We start from the raw sequence: 15201 nt of genomic DNA, 5'->3' as shown, positions 1-15201 counted from the left end.
AAACAAGAGGAGATGAGTCCGGATGGAACACAAAAAAACGAACAAGAGATACAATGAAGATTTTAAAAGAACAGTGGTAGATCTTTATCACTCTGGTTACTCTGTAAAGGAATTATCTAGCGAATATGGTATTTCAGAAGTCACCATTTATAAATGGATCAAAGAATTTACTCCTCTCGGAGAAGCAGGACAATCTATAGCACCTAAAGAGATTGCTGCTATGCAGAAGGAAATGCTGCGATTGAAACAGGAAAATGAAATTCTAAAAAAGGCTATGGCCATATTCGCAAAAAAGTAGAAATTGCAGAATGGAATCAATTTATTGAAGCAAACAGAGAAAAGTACTCTGTACAGACCATGTGTGAGGTACTCAATCTTTCCAGAAGTACATACTATCAATTCCAAAAGAAAGAGCCCTCTCTACGTCATAAAGAGAATCAACTGATTACAAAGAGAATGATTGAAATTCATCAGGATAGCAAGGGACGTTATGGTGCTCCCAAGATCCACTATCTTTTGAATAGAGAAGGCTTTTCTATTAGCCAGAAAAAAGTGCAACGATTAATGAATAAGGCTGATATTCGATCCATTACGCGTAAAAAATTCCGCCCACAAGGAAGCAAAGACAGAGTGATAGAGAGACCTAATCTACTTCAGCAAGATTTTAAAACAACATCTATTAACGAGAAATGGGTAGCAGATATTACGTATATTCATACTCTTCGAGATGGTTGGTGTTATTTGGCATCCGTTCTTGACCTACATTCTAAAAAAATCATAGGGTACTCTTTTTCACGTCATGTGACAGTGGATGTAGTTTTGCATGCATTAAAAAATGCCTATGATACTCAAAAACCCGCAAGGGATTTGGTACTTCATACCGATTTAGGTGCCCAATATACAAGCAAGGATTTCACGCAATATGTTAAGCAACTTCACATTGTTCACTCATTTAGCAGAAAGGGCTGTCCCTATGACAATGCCTGTATCGAATCGTTCCATGCCATTCTGAAGAAAGAAGAAGTAAACCATGTGACTTACATTGATTATGAATCCGCAAAGCTTGCGCTTTTGGAGTTAGTATAGTTTCATGGACACTTCTTAGTTAAGTCCTTACAATGAAAACAAGAGGGGATGAGTCCGGATGGAACACAAAAAAAACGAACATCATGATAGTAAAAATATTACCCATGATGTTCGTTTAAAACGTCTTTATTATTTAAATTCTGCACAGTTATCCTTAGGCCAATCTTGTTTACTGTCCCCAAATTAAAACGCGAATAAACGATTTCTTTTCCGTATACTTATCTATTTTTCTAGATGGATTGAATATTGTCTCTATACCATCATCTTTTACTGTTTCCCCCCCATTTTATACCACTAAATCGGTCTCAGAGAGCAAGTATACGGGGTGTTTGGTTGTAAAAAAACTTTCAGGAGTATTTTTCTTTACATCTTATGGGGTGCTGATTCAAAAAATCGTTAAGGGTGTAACCGAATGAAAACCTGAGCATACAGCTTTATGGCGGCACCCCATGCCCATCAACTTAAAATAATTTAGTACCCCCAAAGCGAAAAATACGCTATTCTTTCCGTAGATTCATAGGAGAGGATGGCGTTTTTTATGGAAATCTTAGACGAGCTGCAGCTTTTTTCTCAAAAGCTCCTGCAGTCTCAGGAGTTAGTTGCACTTTGTGTATGGTTAAGTCAAAAGGTTGCGAGCACATCTTTAATGAAATTATGTAGTCGTTTAGAGGCATACACTGGGATATTAATGAGTCCGGAAGGACTAAATAAGCGATTTAATAGGCAAGCCGTACAATTTCTTCAACGACTATTTTCACACCTTCTTATTCAAAAGCTATACGCTGCCGATACATTACCTCATGGTTACGCGACTTTGTTTCATAGAATCCGCATACTAGACTCCACTACTTTTCAGCTTCCGGATATCTTTGCTTCTTCTTATAAAGGATCTGGGGGAAGTAGCCATACAGACGGTGTTAAAATTCAGTTAGAATATGACCTTCTTAGTGGACAGTTCCTACACGTTGAAGCAGGACCAGGAAAATGGAGAATTTATGAACATATCTGATTACATAATGAAAATAGTGGAATTTAATTATATAATTTTATTATGTGAATATATTCACATAATAAAATATTAACGGGAGGGTTTTTATGAAAAAATTTGCAAGTTTAATTCTTATAAGTGTGTTCCTTTTTTCGAGTACGCAATTTGTTCATGCGTCATCCACAGATGTTCAAGAAAGATTACGGGACTTAGCAAGAGAAAATGAAGCTGGAACCCTTAATGAAGCATGGCATACTAACTTCAAACCCAGTGATGAACAACAATTCTCTTATAGTCCAACTGAAGGAATTGTTTTCTTAACACCACCTAAAAATGTTATTGGCGAAAGAAGAATTTCACAGTATAAAGTAAATAATGCATGGGCTACATTAGAAGGAAGTCCAACCGAAGTATCGGGGACACCTTTATATGCGGGAAAAAACGTATTAGATAACTCAAAAGGAACAATGGATCAAGAGCTGTTAACACCCGAGTTTAACTATACCTATACGGAAAGCACTTCAAATACAATAACTCATGGATTAAAATTAGGAGTCAAAACCACTGCTACCATGAAATTCCCGATTGCTCAGGGTAGCATGGAAGCTTCTACTGAATATAACTTTCAAAATTCTTCCACTGATACTAAAACTAAACAAGTATCATATAAAAGCCCATCACAAAAAATTAAAGTACCAGCAGGTAAAACCTTTAGAGTTTTAGCATACCTAAATACTGGATCTATTTCAGGTGAAGCTAACCTTTACGCAAATGTTGGGGGTATAGCTTGGGGGGTTTTACCAGGTTATCCCAATGGCGGAGGAGTAAATATAGGTGCTGTACTTACCAAATGCCAACAAAAAGGATGGGGAGATTTCAGAAACTTTCAACCTAGTGGAAGAGATGTAATCGTTAAAGGCCAAGGTACTTTCGAATCTAATTATGGAACGGACTTCATTTTAAAAATTGAAGACATCACAGATTCAAAGTTACGAAACAATAACGGGAGTGGAACTGTCGTTCAAGAGATTAAAGTTCCACTAATTAGAACTGAAATATAGTAAGTCACTTTTTGATTATCCGTCCTAGGGGTAGCACCACATGCCCATCAACCTAAGAGTTTGAAAGTACCCCCAAACGAAAAATTTACTTCTCTACAGTTAGTTATTTATGCGGATTCAGCTCATTTTTTACATCTAGCGGGTTATTCTTTGATCGTTGTCGTACTTCTGTTTGAATATAAATAAAGTAACTTCCTTTCATCCAAAAACACCCCAAATTTCCTATACATAATGGAAATCAGGGGTGTTTATCGGTATATGAAACTTCAACATTATTAATCTTTGTCTGGTATATGTAACTCTCCATGCTTCAGGCTTGAAGGTATGTAGCCAGTCCACCCTAAGGCAATATAAGTAAGAAGATCCTTTTTCATGGTTGCTTTTGACATTGTTCGTCCGCTCTTTTATCGCAGTAATTGGTTTATCGCCACCATATACAGTTAGTTGATCAAGGCGTTTCGCTGGTAATTTCTTGAGGTGAGTAGCCAATTGGATTCCTTCATTTTCATCATCCCTTTTAATATGAATAAGAAAAGAACGATCTGGAAAATGGTTAAGTACTTCATCAAGTATTGGCATAAGATTAATCCCTTTACCACGAAATGGGAATGTTTTCCCCCCATCAGCTGTATAACCGTAAGCAATATCAAGTGCTTGTAATGGCAGGTATGACACCAAAGCGTGGCGAAAGTTCATTGAACACTTCAGCCTCGTCCCTCTCACATCCATAAATGGTACTGCCGATATTTTTCATACTATCAACCTCTCTCTTGTCAAATAATTTTTGTTCCCTCAGGCAGCTGATAACCTAACCCCTTTCCTCGTTATATATACAGACAATCATAATGTTCATTTAGATAATTTTTCGAAGAAAAAATGGATAATAAAGTAATATCATACCTATAAACGAGCAAACTAAATAAAAAACAGCCTCGTATTTTACTACTAGAGAGGATTTAATATCAAGCTTTTTTTCACCTCTTTTATGTACCATTACAAATAAAGCACTATATATTAAATACCCAATAATCGCCCCTAGGGTGTTCATAAATAAATCATCAATATCTGTAATCCTATGATTTAGCAATTGACTTAGCTCAATAGCCAATGAAAAAAATAATCCAGTATATGCAACATTTTTAATTGATCTAAACTGCGGCCAAATAGTTGGTAATAAAAAACCTAACGGCATAAATAAAATAATGTTCAAAATATACGTAGTAATGCCTTCAGAAGCAAAAGGGAGCAAGTTGATTTCACCTATACGAATTAATGTTTCATATCTTCCTATTACCCATATATTCCCTATCCCCGTCACCATATACACTAGCGCGAGGTAGAAAAGAAAAACATACACCCATAGAAAATGCTTAATAGATAATTTTTTTTGCGCCTTTACTAAAAATCCAATTTGAAACACAATACAAAAAATAATAGTACAAAAATAAGTATACAAAACTATAAGTGTAAGCATATAGAATACGTCTCCTAACTTTACATTTAAACCTATGACTTTATCATTTTAGAACCTAATTCAAGAAAATGTGGTCAAAATCACTCCATCAATATTATTACCAGATATTTCATACTGTCCATTCGCTGGTACTTCAACTTCAATTGTCTGGTCTTGAGAAATGGGATAATATGAAATTGTATATTTTTTCCCATCAACACTAGCAGAAATGCTCTTTTCTTCTTTTAAATAATCCAAATATTCTTCCAAATCTAAATTCATTTCCTGCATAATCGCACTGTGAGGCAAAGCCGACATAGCGAATATGCCACGTTCCCGACAGCAATACCCATACTTTCCGCGGCCTTCATGTCTATGTGATTGTAACCAATACTTCGAGTAGAGATATATTTGACGCTGGATTCCTTCAACGCAAGTAGAATGGATTCGGAAATCTTAGATTTGTGCCCCACGCTGATACATTGATTTCCAGGAGCTAACATTACGTTGGTTTCTGATACGGCAGAGCTTGTAATGGCAGGTATAACGCCAAAGTGAGGCGAAAGTTCCTTGAACACATCAGCCTCATCCTGCTCACTTCCATAAATGGTAATGCCGATGTTTTTCATAATTAAGACCATTCCTTTCTGCGAAAGGCACCAAAACGGGGATGTCGATCGGTGGTAAATTGAAGCATATCTACAACATTCTCAAAAAGAATGAACCTTACAATCCTGGCCTCTGCCGCAAGGCGGACAAGCCGCCCGCTCACCGTGAGGTTTCTGTGGATGACGCCATCTCTATCCTTCAGCGGCAGGGTTATTTAATTACAGCTCCTGCCACTTGATTCCAGGCCTTTTTTCAAGGCCGCTGTCCGGCGGTCTGCTTTGTTGTACCGTTTTTCGATTCCGGCCAATTCGTAATTGTTTCAAACTTTTAAAGGAAGCTGCTTCCCGTCAATGGTTTCCGCGTAGCGGCGGCCATCAAACCGCATCCCGGCATAAAAACACATTTTCCGCTGCATTACCCTGACCGGCAACAGGAAAGGGAATATTTGTGTCACTCTTTTTCTACCTATGTGAACCACCTGCCTTGTATTTTAATCCACGCATAACTTGTCATATCCTTCTCTGGCGAAACGAAAAAAGCTCGTTCTTACGGTTTTAAGTCTACCGCGTAAGAACGAGCCGTTTTTTAATATTAAATTGTTAATTTCCTAAGAAAAAGTAAAGATAACCTTGAGATTTTCCTAAGAAACGATATTCATTTCTTAGGAACTCCTTTTATCAACCAAGTCTGGCAAGGCCGGAAGCTCTACCGTAAACGTCGTGTAGTTATCATTGCTTTCCGCGTAAATCTGCCCGCCATGCTGAACAATGATTTCTTTTGCAATCGCCAATCCAAGTCCCGCGCCGCCCGTATCGGAAGAACGGGCATCGTCCAGCCTGTAAAACTTTTCAAATATGGCAGCGAGCTTATCTTTGGGGATGCTTCCGGCGTTCTTGAAAACGATGGACACCACATCCCCGGAGAGGCCCGCCGTAATGTCAATGACGCTGTTGTCCTCGCTGTATGCAGCGGCGTTTTTCAAAATGTTGTTAAAGCTTATCGGGATCGCCGGTTACGGTCAAATCCTCGGAAGCATGGATAACCGCCACTATACGAACTTGCCGTTCCCACTTCTCCAAAGTACTTAATAGGTTCTGAGCCCTTCGACTGCTGCAAAGTACCTTCAAAGTAATTATCCACATATCCCTTTGAGGTTGGGGTTGTAATCCTATCAAACGTAATGTTACCAGCGGTAGAATTGCCAGCACTAGACCAGCGTTTCTGATTTTCATCATAAGAAAAAATTTTTTAATTCACACCATCTAAAGTAACCCATGTATTGCTGATAACCTTAAGTTCAGGTCCTTGAGAACTCTTGTTATCTGAATCAGTCAGCACTGTTTGACCATAAACACCAATTTTTTAAATAAAGGCTTATTTGGAAAACCTCGCTCCTGTGCAAGGAGCAATAGTATCAGGAAAAACTAGCAAGTCGTCGTGGATTATGTTCTCGCGTTATAAAACATTAAAAGCTGCCTTTGTCCGGATGGGAAACTGTTAATTGCCTTCCTGATAAAGTGATCGTTAGATGACACCTTCCATTCTCCACTACTGGCAAGATCCGCATGGGATGATCCCCTGTACTTGATATTTGTTTTGTATCTAGGTGATAAGTTCCTGAGTATTTACGACATGACGTAAAAAATCCTCAGCCACATCATGAATTGATACCTTTGATTTTTTGGTAATGATGCCTTTATGAATTAAATCTAAACACCCTCTCCCCCACTTCAAGAAACCAAATTTCTCATCGTATTTTCTGGCTAGTATACAAACCTGCTTGTATGCTGCAATAATACTGACCAAAATTGATGTCAGAGCCTTTGCATATCCTAAAAAAGTGTCAAAGAAACCGATTTATCCCATTAACTTAAAAAGACCCCCTTATTGGGAAGTCTTACAAATTCGTGAAATAAGGAGGAAAAATAAGGTAGTTGTCGAATGTTTGTGATAAGGATTAAAATCCTTCTATTTCATGTATGTTTATATAATTATAAATGTCCATCATTTTTTAAAATTTCTATAAATTTTACCTTCATTTCTTGAATAGAATCTTCTCGTGGCATATTGATGTAATTTGCTAAGTATTTCATATATGGTTCAAGATGTTCAAGGACTTGTTCAAGTGCAGCTGTATCTCCTTGTTTAGCTTGTTCCAATATTACATAAAATGGCCTTTCCTCTGTCGTAATAGTGCTAGATATTTCTTTTTGCATTTGTGTACCCCCTGTTGAGTCATATTCAACTCGTTAGCTAATTCTCTCTCTGTATACCCATCAATAATTATCTTGCGGATTATATATTTTCCTTTATCTGATGGTATATGTTGGAAAATCCCTTCAAGATAAAGGGCTGAATATTCCTTTTCATCACATGATGAGAGGACTATTTCTTCAGATAAAAGTAGTTCCTTGGAGTTTCTTTTTCTTGCTCGATATTGTAAATTCCAGGCTATCCTTTTCAGTATTTTTTGGCATTTAGTAATTTGAATTTCATCTGCGTCTATATTCATCTTATCCCCCATCCACCATTTGGATATAGTACCTTCTACTTACAAGGTAAAATATGACAACTTTAGACAACTGTTTTTGAAAAAAAGAATAAACAATGGCTAATAAATCCATATCTACAAAAAATGGCGTATGTTTCTAAAAATACGGAGGTTTTTGTATGAACAAAACACTTATCGTCCTCGCACTGTTTCTTAGTTTTTCAGTCATGTTAATGGGCTGTGGAAACAAACAAATGTCCAGTAACCAAGCTAAGGAGTTTATCACGGGATACCAAAAGACTAAATATGAAATGGAACAAGTAGAAATTAAAACACCTGATGATAAAGATGAATACATGAAAAAAATGATAGAAAAAGCAAAACCCTATCTAACAGAATCTGAGTTCAATGCATTTTTCAATGAACGCAGAGCTTTGCATGCAGTTTTTGCTGCTGAATCTCAGTCTCAAATAAAAGTAAAAGACATAGTAATTGACAAAATAGAAGTTGATAAAGATAACTTAGAAAAAGTTACAGTAAATTATAAAATTACACTACAGCTGGTTTCTTATGATGGGAAAGAACAAAATGAAAAAACACACAACGGAATAATGACCATTATTAAAGTAGGAGACGCTGCTAAGATTAGTTCGGATAAAGAAGAGATCAAGGATAGTTTATTATTTGATCTAATAAAAACAACGAACTAGATAACTCTATATAGAATGAAAAAAGGCGCCAAATTCATGACGCCTTTTTTGTCTTATTCTTGGTAAAAATGCATGTTACTTCGTGTTAAATCACTCAATTTCGAATTCTACTTTCTTTTCCTCCCCAAATACCAGATGATCTAGTAATATCCATTAAAGTGTTTTTTTACATCAACATTAAGATATGAATTGAAAAAGGACAGGGAGGCGCTTCTAAGGGTTACTTTAATGTAAGGGTAGGTTATCCACATATTTTGTACCCTTACATAGTTTAAGGACATTAATAATTACAAGTTTTTAATCTTTCATTTAAATATTTATTATAAGAATGGAACCAAGCTGTTTACATTATAGTCATCTTGGTAATCCTTTTAACAACCAGATGTTTGAGAAAGGACTGAATCTTATGGCTAAATGTAATGGTGTGGAAATAAAACAATCGAGAAAGGATTAAGTAAACGAGAAAATCACTGTGCCTCATGTTATAAGCAATGGAAAGCAATAGGAAAAAATATCGCTAAATATGATGCCTTATTGCGTTAATCGAAGTACATGTACTCTACTCTCTTGTTTACAATGACTGGGTTAACTTGATATCGTGGATTCCTGTTGTATTTCATTTGCAAATACCTTACAATATCCGGACTGTTAAGAGATAGTTTTATTATTTCCTCAAGCTAATTTTGTCTTTGTCATCTCGCAGCTTAAAGCAAGCTTTTTAAGTTTTCCGTGAGTATCTATATTCAGAGATGGATTCACTCGAATTTTTTTATCTGAACGAACCTTGCGAATAGGAACACACTGTTTTGTATCCATTTTTTCTTACTCCCCCACTATGTTTTGGATTTTTTTAAGTAAAATCAACAAATATCTCAGTAACACATTTACAGAGTTACCTAGTTACACTGTTACAATGTCACATTTACGGCGTAACACTGTAACACATTACAAAAATATATGTCCAATCATTAGTGCCTATTCATTGATTTGTTATCAACCGTGCCGTAAAACCTCTTACTTTGTTGCAACAGTTGGGACTGCTCAGGTAATTTTCTGACGATTTTACTCTCGTTTTAGGATACGACTTTTACTTGGGTCGCTTAGTTATAGATAAAATAATAACCTAAACTTCTATTTGGATGTTCTATGGTTGTTGCTATTACAGTCTTTTATAGCCATTTTATATCTAACAACATTAGTATGTTAAACGTTTCTATAAAGAATTTTCGTAAAATAAAAAAGGACAAGCAATTTTTAGTATGCTCGTCCTTTTTTGTTGTTTTAGATACCCATTTCGCGGAAGTAGTCATAAAGTCCGGCTACAATTAAAAATGCTGCGCGGTCTAGATCCTCTTCATCATCTAGCCAATTTTTATGGATCTGGTCAAGTTCAATTAATACTTTTGCCCCTGCACGATTTGTATCTCTCAATATTGCAAAGTCTGCTTCCCAAGCTCCTGCACTAGCAATAAAGGTTCCATACTTTTTTGCAAGATTATGAGCCAAAGTCTTGGAGGCTTTTCCATTTATAGGATAAAACATACCAGCTCTTCCACGTTCAGTATTTACATGAATACTAAGTAATACATCAACACTCGGGAATTCTTCATTAATGTATTTTACTCGTTTGTTAATGTCATTGTCCGCATTTCTACCACCAAAATCTTCATCAGAGGTACGTGTCATATATACTTTTGCACCTTCATCTCTAAGTAGACGTCGGAGAATTTTACTCATTTTTAAAGTAACATCCTTCTCCATGCGGTTTTTGTAAGTTTTTCCTGGAAAATCGCCACCATGCCCTGGGTCAATAAGAATTTTTTTGCCTGTCAAATCCACTAGAATTCCACCTTTATATATATTGGAGTATTCTGGCCAGAATTTCCTCTCATATATAAAGGTAAAAATCTAATTGATAATACAACGGGAATTATAATTTTTTTACTAATTTAATGCATAGTTATAATTTTCTTAGAGAATTCGTCCATTTGCTTTTGATATGCTTCGATTTTGTTGAAGTCATTTATATTCATTTCAGCTTTTCCGCCTTCAACATTATCTTTAACATAGTAGGTTTCATAAATGATACTTTCTAGTTCGTCTATCATACTCTTTATCTCATTTAGTTCTTGAATTTTATCCTCGTTTGATCCAGTTAAACTATAGTTTTTTCCAAGTTTAGAAAAAACCGCTTGCCAACTGTTTGTAATTGATTTCAGAGAATCATTACTTACAATACTATCAATTATTGTAGAATACTCCTTTATTTTTACAAGTTTATCCTCAATATCATTTATACTCTCAATATTAAATTTGTCTGAATTAAGTATCTTCTCTATTTCGTCGTATGTAGTTAAGAGAAGAAATAAATTATGTCCCGCCATAGCTTCTAGCTTTAATTCTGCATCTTTTTTTTCGTGTTGAAGACTATACACATACATACCAACCAATAACAAAATCACTAATATTACGATTTTTTTCATTATGCAATCCTCCTGGTTTTTAGTGAATAACACTTCTGTTAAACTAATGGTGTATAATTTTTTCTCTGGCTAGTTATGATTTTCAGACAAGAGAGTTATCAAATATGGTATTATCACTCAAAAAGTAGATACTTATAGTAAGCAAAAAACTCTCTGAAAAGCGAATAGAAATCCCTTAATTCAAAATATTCCGCATGAACTGAATAAACATTTTCGAATCCAAACTTATAAAAGGCTAGCTTAGTTCTGCTAATATGATAAAACTGAGTTATCACCATGATGGATTTTATTTCCATATATTCCGAAATTCCCCTAGTGTTCTGAGCAGTCATTATTGTATTTAATCCCATGCTATCTGTTATTATCTTATCACTAGGTATATCTTTTTGAACTAAGTATTGTTTCATTATTTGTGCTTCATCAAAACCTTCTTTACCAACTCCTCCACTAACAAGTACGTATTTAAAATAACCTTTGTTATAAAGATCTACCGCTTTATCTAATCGATATCTTAATCTATCTGATGGTCTTCCGTCATTTTCAACCTTATTACCTAATATAACAGCAAGATCCACCTGTTGTTTTTCATCAATTAAACCATCAAGGCTTATGATTAGAACATGTATCACAAACCAAGCAACCATAATGGAAATTACTTTTATAACGATTCTTTTCACAGTAATCAATCCTTTAATTTACCTTTTAAGGTATGATTCCATTGATTAGCCAAACGGTGGCCCTTGAATGGGCTTACCATTCTTTCATTTTATCATTTTTTTGGATATTTATGTTAAAATAGACATTATCGAGGGATTTTTAAGCATAAAATAACATTATAGTGGATAGGATGAAGTATACATCCTTTAAAGAGGTAATATTAAATACAGTTAATAAAGATGATGTAGTTACGATTGATATTGAAAGACATAGTGATAATGCCAAAATATCAATAGAAGATCAGGCTATTGTAGAGAAACTATTAAAAGAATTTTCAAGTATGGAACTTAAAAAAACAAATGATTCCATGCCTAAAATTGGGGATTATGCAGTAAGGATATTTGTAAATGGTACAGGTACCCGTGGTATGCAATTTATTAAAGACAGTAATTATATATGGATTCATAATGATAAAAAAGGAGAAGTCTATAATATTGTTAATGAAATTTCTCCCTTAAAAATAATTGAAGGTGAAAACTTTGATTGGAAGTATCCACAATGAATATTTTCTTCAACAAAGCCAATTGAAAAAGATACGAAAAAAGAATGTCCAGATTTTTTATTCCAGACATTCTTTTTTTATTTATTATAGAACAATCCAACCGTTATCGGTATGGACTCGTTTAACTACACCTTTCCCTGTTATAAATCAAATATATTTGCCATTTACGTAATATTCGATAAATGGTAGTTCGATTTCTATTCGATCATACTCCGGATTTTACGTAACCATCTTTTTCATAACTTAATGCCCAAAAACCATCGTAAACCATTTCTTTAAGTACTGCTTTTTCATTAGGTGTTATACTTGCTAAAATTCCTGTAATTCCTGTTACAATTCCTGCTGGAGTACCTGTAACGAATGCAAGTCCTAATACAGACGCTACACTACCTAAACCACTAAGCAAACGGTTTGAATTCAGTTTCATAAAATACCTGAATCGTACATTACCTGTTGTGCTTCTTGAATGTCTTGTATTTGTCTTAAATTAACAATAATTTCAACAGAATATTCTTTTACTCTCATAATATATCTTCCTCCAAAAAATTAGTAACAAGTGGATCTGAGTCAATATCTTGGACACAAAAAAGTTAAGTGCTAGGATACGTTTCTCAGCAAATCTTCTACTGCTTGTGGTGTTTTGTAGCCTAAACCTCCATGTATCCGTTTGCGATTGTACCAGCCTTCTAGATATGTAAAAAGCGCAAGCTTTGCTGACTTATAATCTATGTACGTCACATGGTTTACTTCTTCTTTTTTCAGTATGGCATGAAATAACTCCGTGCAGGCATTATCATAGGGGCACCCCTTTTTGCTACATAAGTGAATGATGTGGTATTCCTCAACACGCTGTGCGAAATCTTGACTTGTGTACTGTGTACCTAAATCGGTATGAAGCACTAAACCCTTTGCGGGTTTTTGAGTGACGTATGCATTTTCTAACGCATGTAAAACTAACCCTACTGTCATATTCTGAGAAAAAGAGTATCCAACAATTTTCTTTGAATGTAGATCATGAACGGATGCCAAATAGCACCATCCATCTCGAAGAGTATGGATATAGGTAATATCTGCTACCCATTTCTCGTTAATAGATGTTGTTGTAAAGTCTTGATCTAGTATATTAGGTCTTTCTATTACTCTATCTTTACTAGATTGCGGGCGGAATTTCTTCCTTGTAATTGATCGAATGTCTGCCTTTTTCATAAGTCGCTGAGTTCTTTTCAAACTAATAGAAACACCTTTACTTCTTAGCAGAAAGTGAATTTTTGGAGCACCATAACGTCCCTTACTTTCCAGGTGAATTTGCATGATTCTTTTCGTAATCTGCTGGTTTTCATTTTCACGAGGGGAAGCTTCTTTCTTATAGGAGTAGTAAGTGCTCCTTGGTATATTTAGTACCTCACACATAATCTGGATAGGATGCTTTTCTTTATTCGTCTCAATGAATTGGTTTAACTCAGCTACGTCTATTTTTTCGCGAATATGGCCATAGCCTTTTTTAGAATTTCATTTTCTTGCTTCAATCGGAGCATTTCTTTCTGCATAGCAGCGACTTCTTTTGGTGTAATGGCTTTTTCTCCTTCTCCGAAAGGAGTAAATTCTTTCACCCATTTATAAATGGTTACTTCTGAATATGCCATATTGGCTAGATAAACTCTTTACCTTGTGACCAGAATGATAAAGGTCTACAATTGTTCTTTTAAAATCTTCATTGTATTTCTTGTTTGTACTATTTTGTTTCATCCGTACTCATCTCCTATAAGTTCATTGTAAGAACTTAACTAAGAGGTGTCCATGAAACTATACTAACTCCAAAGGGTAAAAAATACCCAAAAGCTAAATATTTTAATATTCCAGGTTTAAAACCAAAGCCCTTAATGTTCTTGTCATGTATGAGTTTTGTGAGAAATGCTGCTATAGCTGGGGCCCACATAATCTCAAATACATAACCCTCATTTCCTTTCATGGTTCCTTTTGAGATTACTGCATAATATGAGTATCCAGTTAGTAATACGATCAATGCCAAATACGTGAAAATTTTTTTGTGCTTTTCGTCAATAAATTTCCCTCCTTGTGCTTTTTTCGTCTAAAATTTATTCCTTTTAAAACATGATTCTTTTTAAACTCCTTAATGTAAACTTTTATTTAAAAGAAGTATTTACAATGTCTTTTTATTTTTCAGTAACATATTTAATTCTTTTGCATCTTTTTTGGTTTTCAAAAATGATATTAACCAAGAGAATATATATATCAAAAGTATACTTTTGATAAAATCTGCCGTTGGGAATTTTTCTATCCAATTGTTATATATAGCTGTAAGGTATACGACCAGAATCATCAAGAAAAAATGAATTGTTAAAGCAAAAAAATAGCTAATTCTTTCGATATTAAAAATGTATGTGAAAATTCCTGCACATGCTGAGATTATAAGAACACTTATAATTTCAGCATGTGTAATAGATATATTATTTCTACACAATAAGATTATCATATATACAAATGATCCAGTTCCCAAACCATTGTATAGCCGACCTTTTAAATTCAATACAGTCCTTCTCTTCATATTTTTTGTAGTTTAGAGATAGAATTATTTAATTTTGATTGTATATAAAATGTATAGAGGATTCCTCCAAAAAACAAACCTACAGATATCCCGCTTATAGCAGAATAAATTATGTTAAAAGAGATATTATCATAAAATGATGGTGAAATTTCTAAAGCTATATTTAGAATATATTTTGCAAAGAAATTAACTAAAATAATTACTAGCGGAAGATAACATTTCTTTCTAAAAATCAATGCCTCTTTTTTGAAGAAAATTTGATATTTTTTATACATTAAATATCCGATTAAAATACCTGGGAAAATGAAAATTGTATAGCTTATAAAACAATATCCTAAGTGAGAGAATTGGGTGATAATTTTATCAAATCCCCATATCATGAAAATTACGGGAACAATAAACATTTTAGACAAATTAACTGGTCTTTCTTGAGAAATAGCAATACCTCTTTTTATTAATAAGAATAATAATATCCATACCCAAAAGGGTGTTCGCATAAGTACTTCTTTAATCATTGTATTTTCTCCTTTGATTT

General features: G+C 34.6%; 12 protein-coding genes and 9 pseudogenes. 5 read left to right on the top strand and 16 right to left on the bottom strand.

Features of this window, described 5'->3' with window-relative positions:
- Nucleotides 1-22 precede the first annotated feature (22 nt).
- The 3 genes and pseudogenes from ACQV1I_RS12580 to ACQV1I_RS12570 form a co-directional block, all read left to right on the top strand.
- A pseudogene (locus ACQV1I_RS12580) lies at nt 23-1083 on the top strand (IS3 family transposase); the annotation flags it as partial.
- 541 nt (nt 1084-1624) lie between these two features.
- Nucleotides 1625-2071 (top strand): annotated as a pseudogene (locus ACQV1I_RS12575) (transposase); the annotation flags it as partial.
- Between the two features lie 110 nt (nt 2072-2181).
- Nucleotides 2182-3135 (top strand): ETX/MTX2 family pore-forming toxin, encoded by a 954-nt coding sequence (locus ACQV1I_RS12570; protein WP_094702520.1) that lies wholly within the window; start codon nt 2182-2184, stop codon nt 3133-3135.
- A gap of 281 nt (nt 3136-3416) precedes the next feature.
- Here the strand turns inward: ACQV1I_RS12570 and ACQV1I_RS12565 are convergent.
- The 8 genes and pseudogenes from ACQV1I_RS12565 to ACQV1I_RS12530 form a co-directional block, all read right to left on the bottom strand.
- A pseudogene (locus ACQV1I_RS12565) lies at nt 3417-3795 on the bottom strand (glycerophosphodiester phosphodiesterase family protein); the annotation flags it as partial.
- Nucleotides 3785-3889, bottom strand: a pseudogene (locus tag ACQV1I_RS12560) (D-lactate dehydrogenase VanH-E); the annotation flags it as partial. The pseudogenes ACQV1I_RS12565 and ACQV1I_RS12560, both read right to left, overlap by 11 nt.
- 99 nt (nt 3890-3988) lie before the next feature.
- A complete protein-coding gene (gene vanZ-F / locus ACQV1I_RS12555; RefSeq protein ID WP_094702522.1) occupies nt 3989-4609 on the bottom strand; it encodes a glycopeptide resistance protein VanZ-F in 621 nt (206 codons plus the stop codon).
- Between the two features lie 60 nt (nt 4610-4669).
- Nucleotides 4670-4919 (bottom strand): annotated as a pseudogene (locus ACQV1I_RS12550) (D-Ala-D-Ala carboxypeptidase VanY); the annotation flags it as partial.
- Nucleotides 4909-5217, bottom strand: a pseudogene (locus ACQV1I_RS12545) (D-lactate dehydrogenase VanH-E); the annotation flags it as partial. The pseudogenes ACQV1I_RS12545 and ACQV1I_RS12550, both read right to left, overlap by 11 nt.
- 314 nt (nt 5218-5531) lie before the next feature.
- Nucleotides 5532-5666: pseudogene (locus ACQV1I_RS12540) on the bottom strand (VanW family protein); the annotation flags it as partial.
- A 192-nt stretch (nt 5667-5858) separates the two neighbouring features.
- Nucleotides 5859-6243, bottom strand: a pseudogene (locus ACQV1I_RS12535) (ATP-binding protein); the annotation flags it as partial.
- Nucleotides 6244-7188: 945 nt separating this feature from the next.
- The gene (locus ACQV1I_RS12530) at nt 7189-7413 is read right to left on the bottom strand and encodes a helix-turn-helix domain-containing protein (RefSeq protein ID WP_116335396.1); all 225 of its coding nucleotides are present in this window, start codon (nt 7411-7413) and stop codon (nt 7189-7191) included.
- 454 nt (nt 7414-7867) lie between these two features.
- Between ACQV1I_RS12530 and ACQV1I_RS12525 the strand changes: the two genes are divergently transcribed.
- On the top strand, nt 7868-8398 hold the full coding sequence (locus ACQV1I_RS12525; RefSeq protein ID WP_116335397.1) for a hypothetical protein: 531 nt from the start codon (nt 7868-7870) through the stop codon (nt 8396-8398).
- 672 nt (nt 8399-9070) lie between these two features.
- Here ACQV1I_RS12525 and ACQV1I_RS12520 read toward each other — a convergent pair.
- From ACQV1I_RS12520 to ACQV1I_RS12505, 4 genes are all read right to left on the bottom strand, one after another.
- The gene (locus ACQV1I_RS12520; RefSeq protein WP_236645943.1) at nt 9071-9214 is read right to left on the bottom strand and encodes a hypothetical protein; all 144 of its coding nucleotides are present in this window, start codon (nt 9212-9214) and stop codon (nt 9071-9073) included.
- 465 nt (nt 9215-9679) lie between these two features.
- On the bottom strand, nt 9680-10237 hold the full coding sequence (locus tag ACQV1I_RS12515) for an N-acetylmuramoyl-L-alanine amidase family protein (RefSeq protein ID WP_161555166.1): 558 nt from the start codon (nt 10235-10237) through the stop codon (nt 9680-9682).
- 110 nt (nt 10238-10347) lie between these two features.
- Nucleotides 10348-10881: a hypothetical protein gene (locus ACQV1I_RS12510; RefSeq protein ID WP_116335399.1), complete on the bottom strand. Its 534-nt coding sequence runs from the start codon at nt 10879-10881 to the stop codon at nt 10348-10350.
- 113 nt (nt 10882-10994) lie between these two features.
- A complete protein-coding gene (locus tag ACQV1I_RS12505) occupies nt 10995-11558 on the bottom strand; it encodes a YdcF family protein (protein ID WP_236645944.1) in 564 nt (187 codons plus the stop codon).
- A gap of 170 nt (nt 11559-11728) precedes the next feature.
- Between ACQV1I_RS12505 and ACQV1I_RS12500 the strand changes: the two genes are divergently transcribed.
- Entirely contained in the window at nt 11729-12100 is a 372-nt protein-coding gene (locus ACQV1I_RS12500; RefSeq protein WP_116335400.1) for a hypothetical protein, read from the top strand.
- Nucleotides 12101-12305: 205 nt separating this feature from the next.
- On the opposite strand, the gene ACQV1I_RS12495 is transcribed toward ACQV1I_RS12500, so the two are convergent.
- From ACQV1I_RS12495 to ACQV1I_RS12480, 4 genes and pseudogenes are all read right to left on the bottom strand, one after another.
- Entirely contained in the window at nt 12306-12527 is a 222-nt protein-coding gene (locus ACQV1I_RS12495) for a hypothetical protein (protein ID WP_116335401.1), read from the bottom strand.
- A gap of 170 nt (nt 12528-12697) precedes the next feature.
- Nucleotides 12698-13846, bottom strand: a pseudogene (locus tag ACQV1I_RS12490) (IS3 family transposase).
- 415 nt (nt 13847-14261) lie between these two features.
- The gene (locus ACQV1I_RS12485) at nt 14262-14666 is read right to left on the bottom strand and encodes a DUF3021 domain-containing protein (protein WP_268878094.1); all 405 of its coding nucleotides are present in this window, start codon (nt 14664-14666) and stop codon (nt 14262-14264) included.
- The gene (locus tag ACQV1I_RS12480) at nt 14663-15181 is read right to left on the bottom strand and encodes a hypothetical protein (protein ID WP_116335466.1); all 519 of its coding nucleotides are present in this window, start codon (nt 15179-15181) and stop codon (nt 14663-14665) included. The genes ACQV1I_RS12485 and ACQV1I_RS12480 overlap by 4 nt, the downstream gene beginning before the upstream one ends.
- Nucleotides 15182-15201 lie beyond the last annotated feature (20 nt).

It is taken from the genome of Brevibacillus sp. JB24b, assembly GCF_051713385.1.
GTDB classification, from domain to species: domain Bacteria; phylum Bacillota; class Bacilli; order Brevibacillales; family Brevibacillaceae; genus Brevibacillus_B; species Brevibacillus_B laterosporus.
Note: the sequence above shows the minus strand (reverse complement) of the source record. Positions and strands in the feature narration are given on the sequence as shown.

Excerpts from the sequence above, each read along its gene's own strand:
- ACQV1I_RS12570 (WP_094702520.1), top strand. The coding sequence starts at position 2,182 with ATGAAAAAATTTGCAAGTTTAATTCTTATAAGTGTGTTCCTTTTTTCG.
- vanZ-F (WP_094702522.1), bottom strand. The coding sequence starts at position 4,609 with ATGCTTACACTTATAGTTTTGTATACTTATTTTTGTACTATTATTTTT.
- ACQV1I_RS12530 (WP_116335396.1), bottom strand. The coding sequence starts at position 7,413 with ATGCAAAAAGAAATATCTAGCACTATTACGACAGAGGAAAGGCCATTT.
- ACQV1I_RS12525 (WP_116335397.1), top strand. The coding sequence starts at position 7,868 with ATGAACAAAACACTTATCGTCCTCGCACTGTTTCTTAGTTTTTCAGTC.
- ACQV1I_RS12520 (WP_236645943.1), bottom strand. The coding sequence starts at position 9,214 with ATGGATACAAAACAGTGTGTTCCTATTCGCAAGGTTCGTTCAGATAAA.
- ACQV1I_RS12510 (WP_116335399.1), bottom strand. The coding sequence starts at position 10,881 with ATGAAAAAAATCGTAATATTAGTGATTTTGTTATTGGTTGGTATGTAT.
- ACQV1I_RS12500 (WP_116335400.1), top strand. The coding sequence starts at position 11,729 with ATGAAGTATACATCCTTTAAAGAGGTAATATTAAATACAGTTAATAAA.
- ACQV1I_RS12495 (WP_116335401.1), bottom strand. The coding sequence starts at position 12,527 with ATGAAACTGAATTCAAACCGTTTGCTTAGTGGTTTAGGTAGTGTAGCG.
- ACQV1I_RS12485 (WP_268878094.1), bottom strand. The coding sequence starts at position 14,666 with ATGAAGAGAAGGACTGTATTGAATTTAAAAGGTCGGCTATACAATGGT.
- ACQV1I_RS12480 (WP_116335466.1), bottom strand. The coding sequence starts at position 15,181 with ATGATTAAAGAAGTACTTATGCGAACACCCTTTTGGGTATGGATATTA.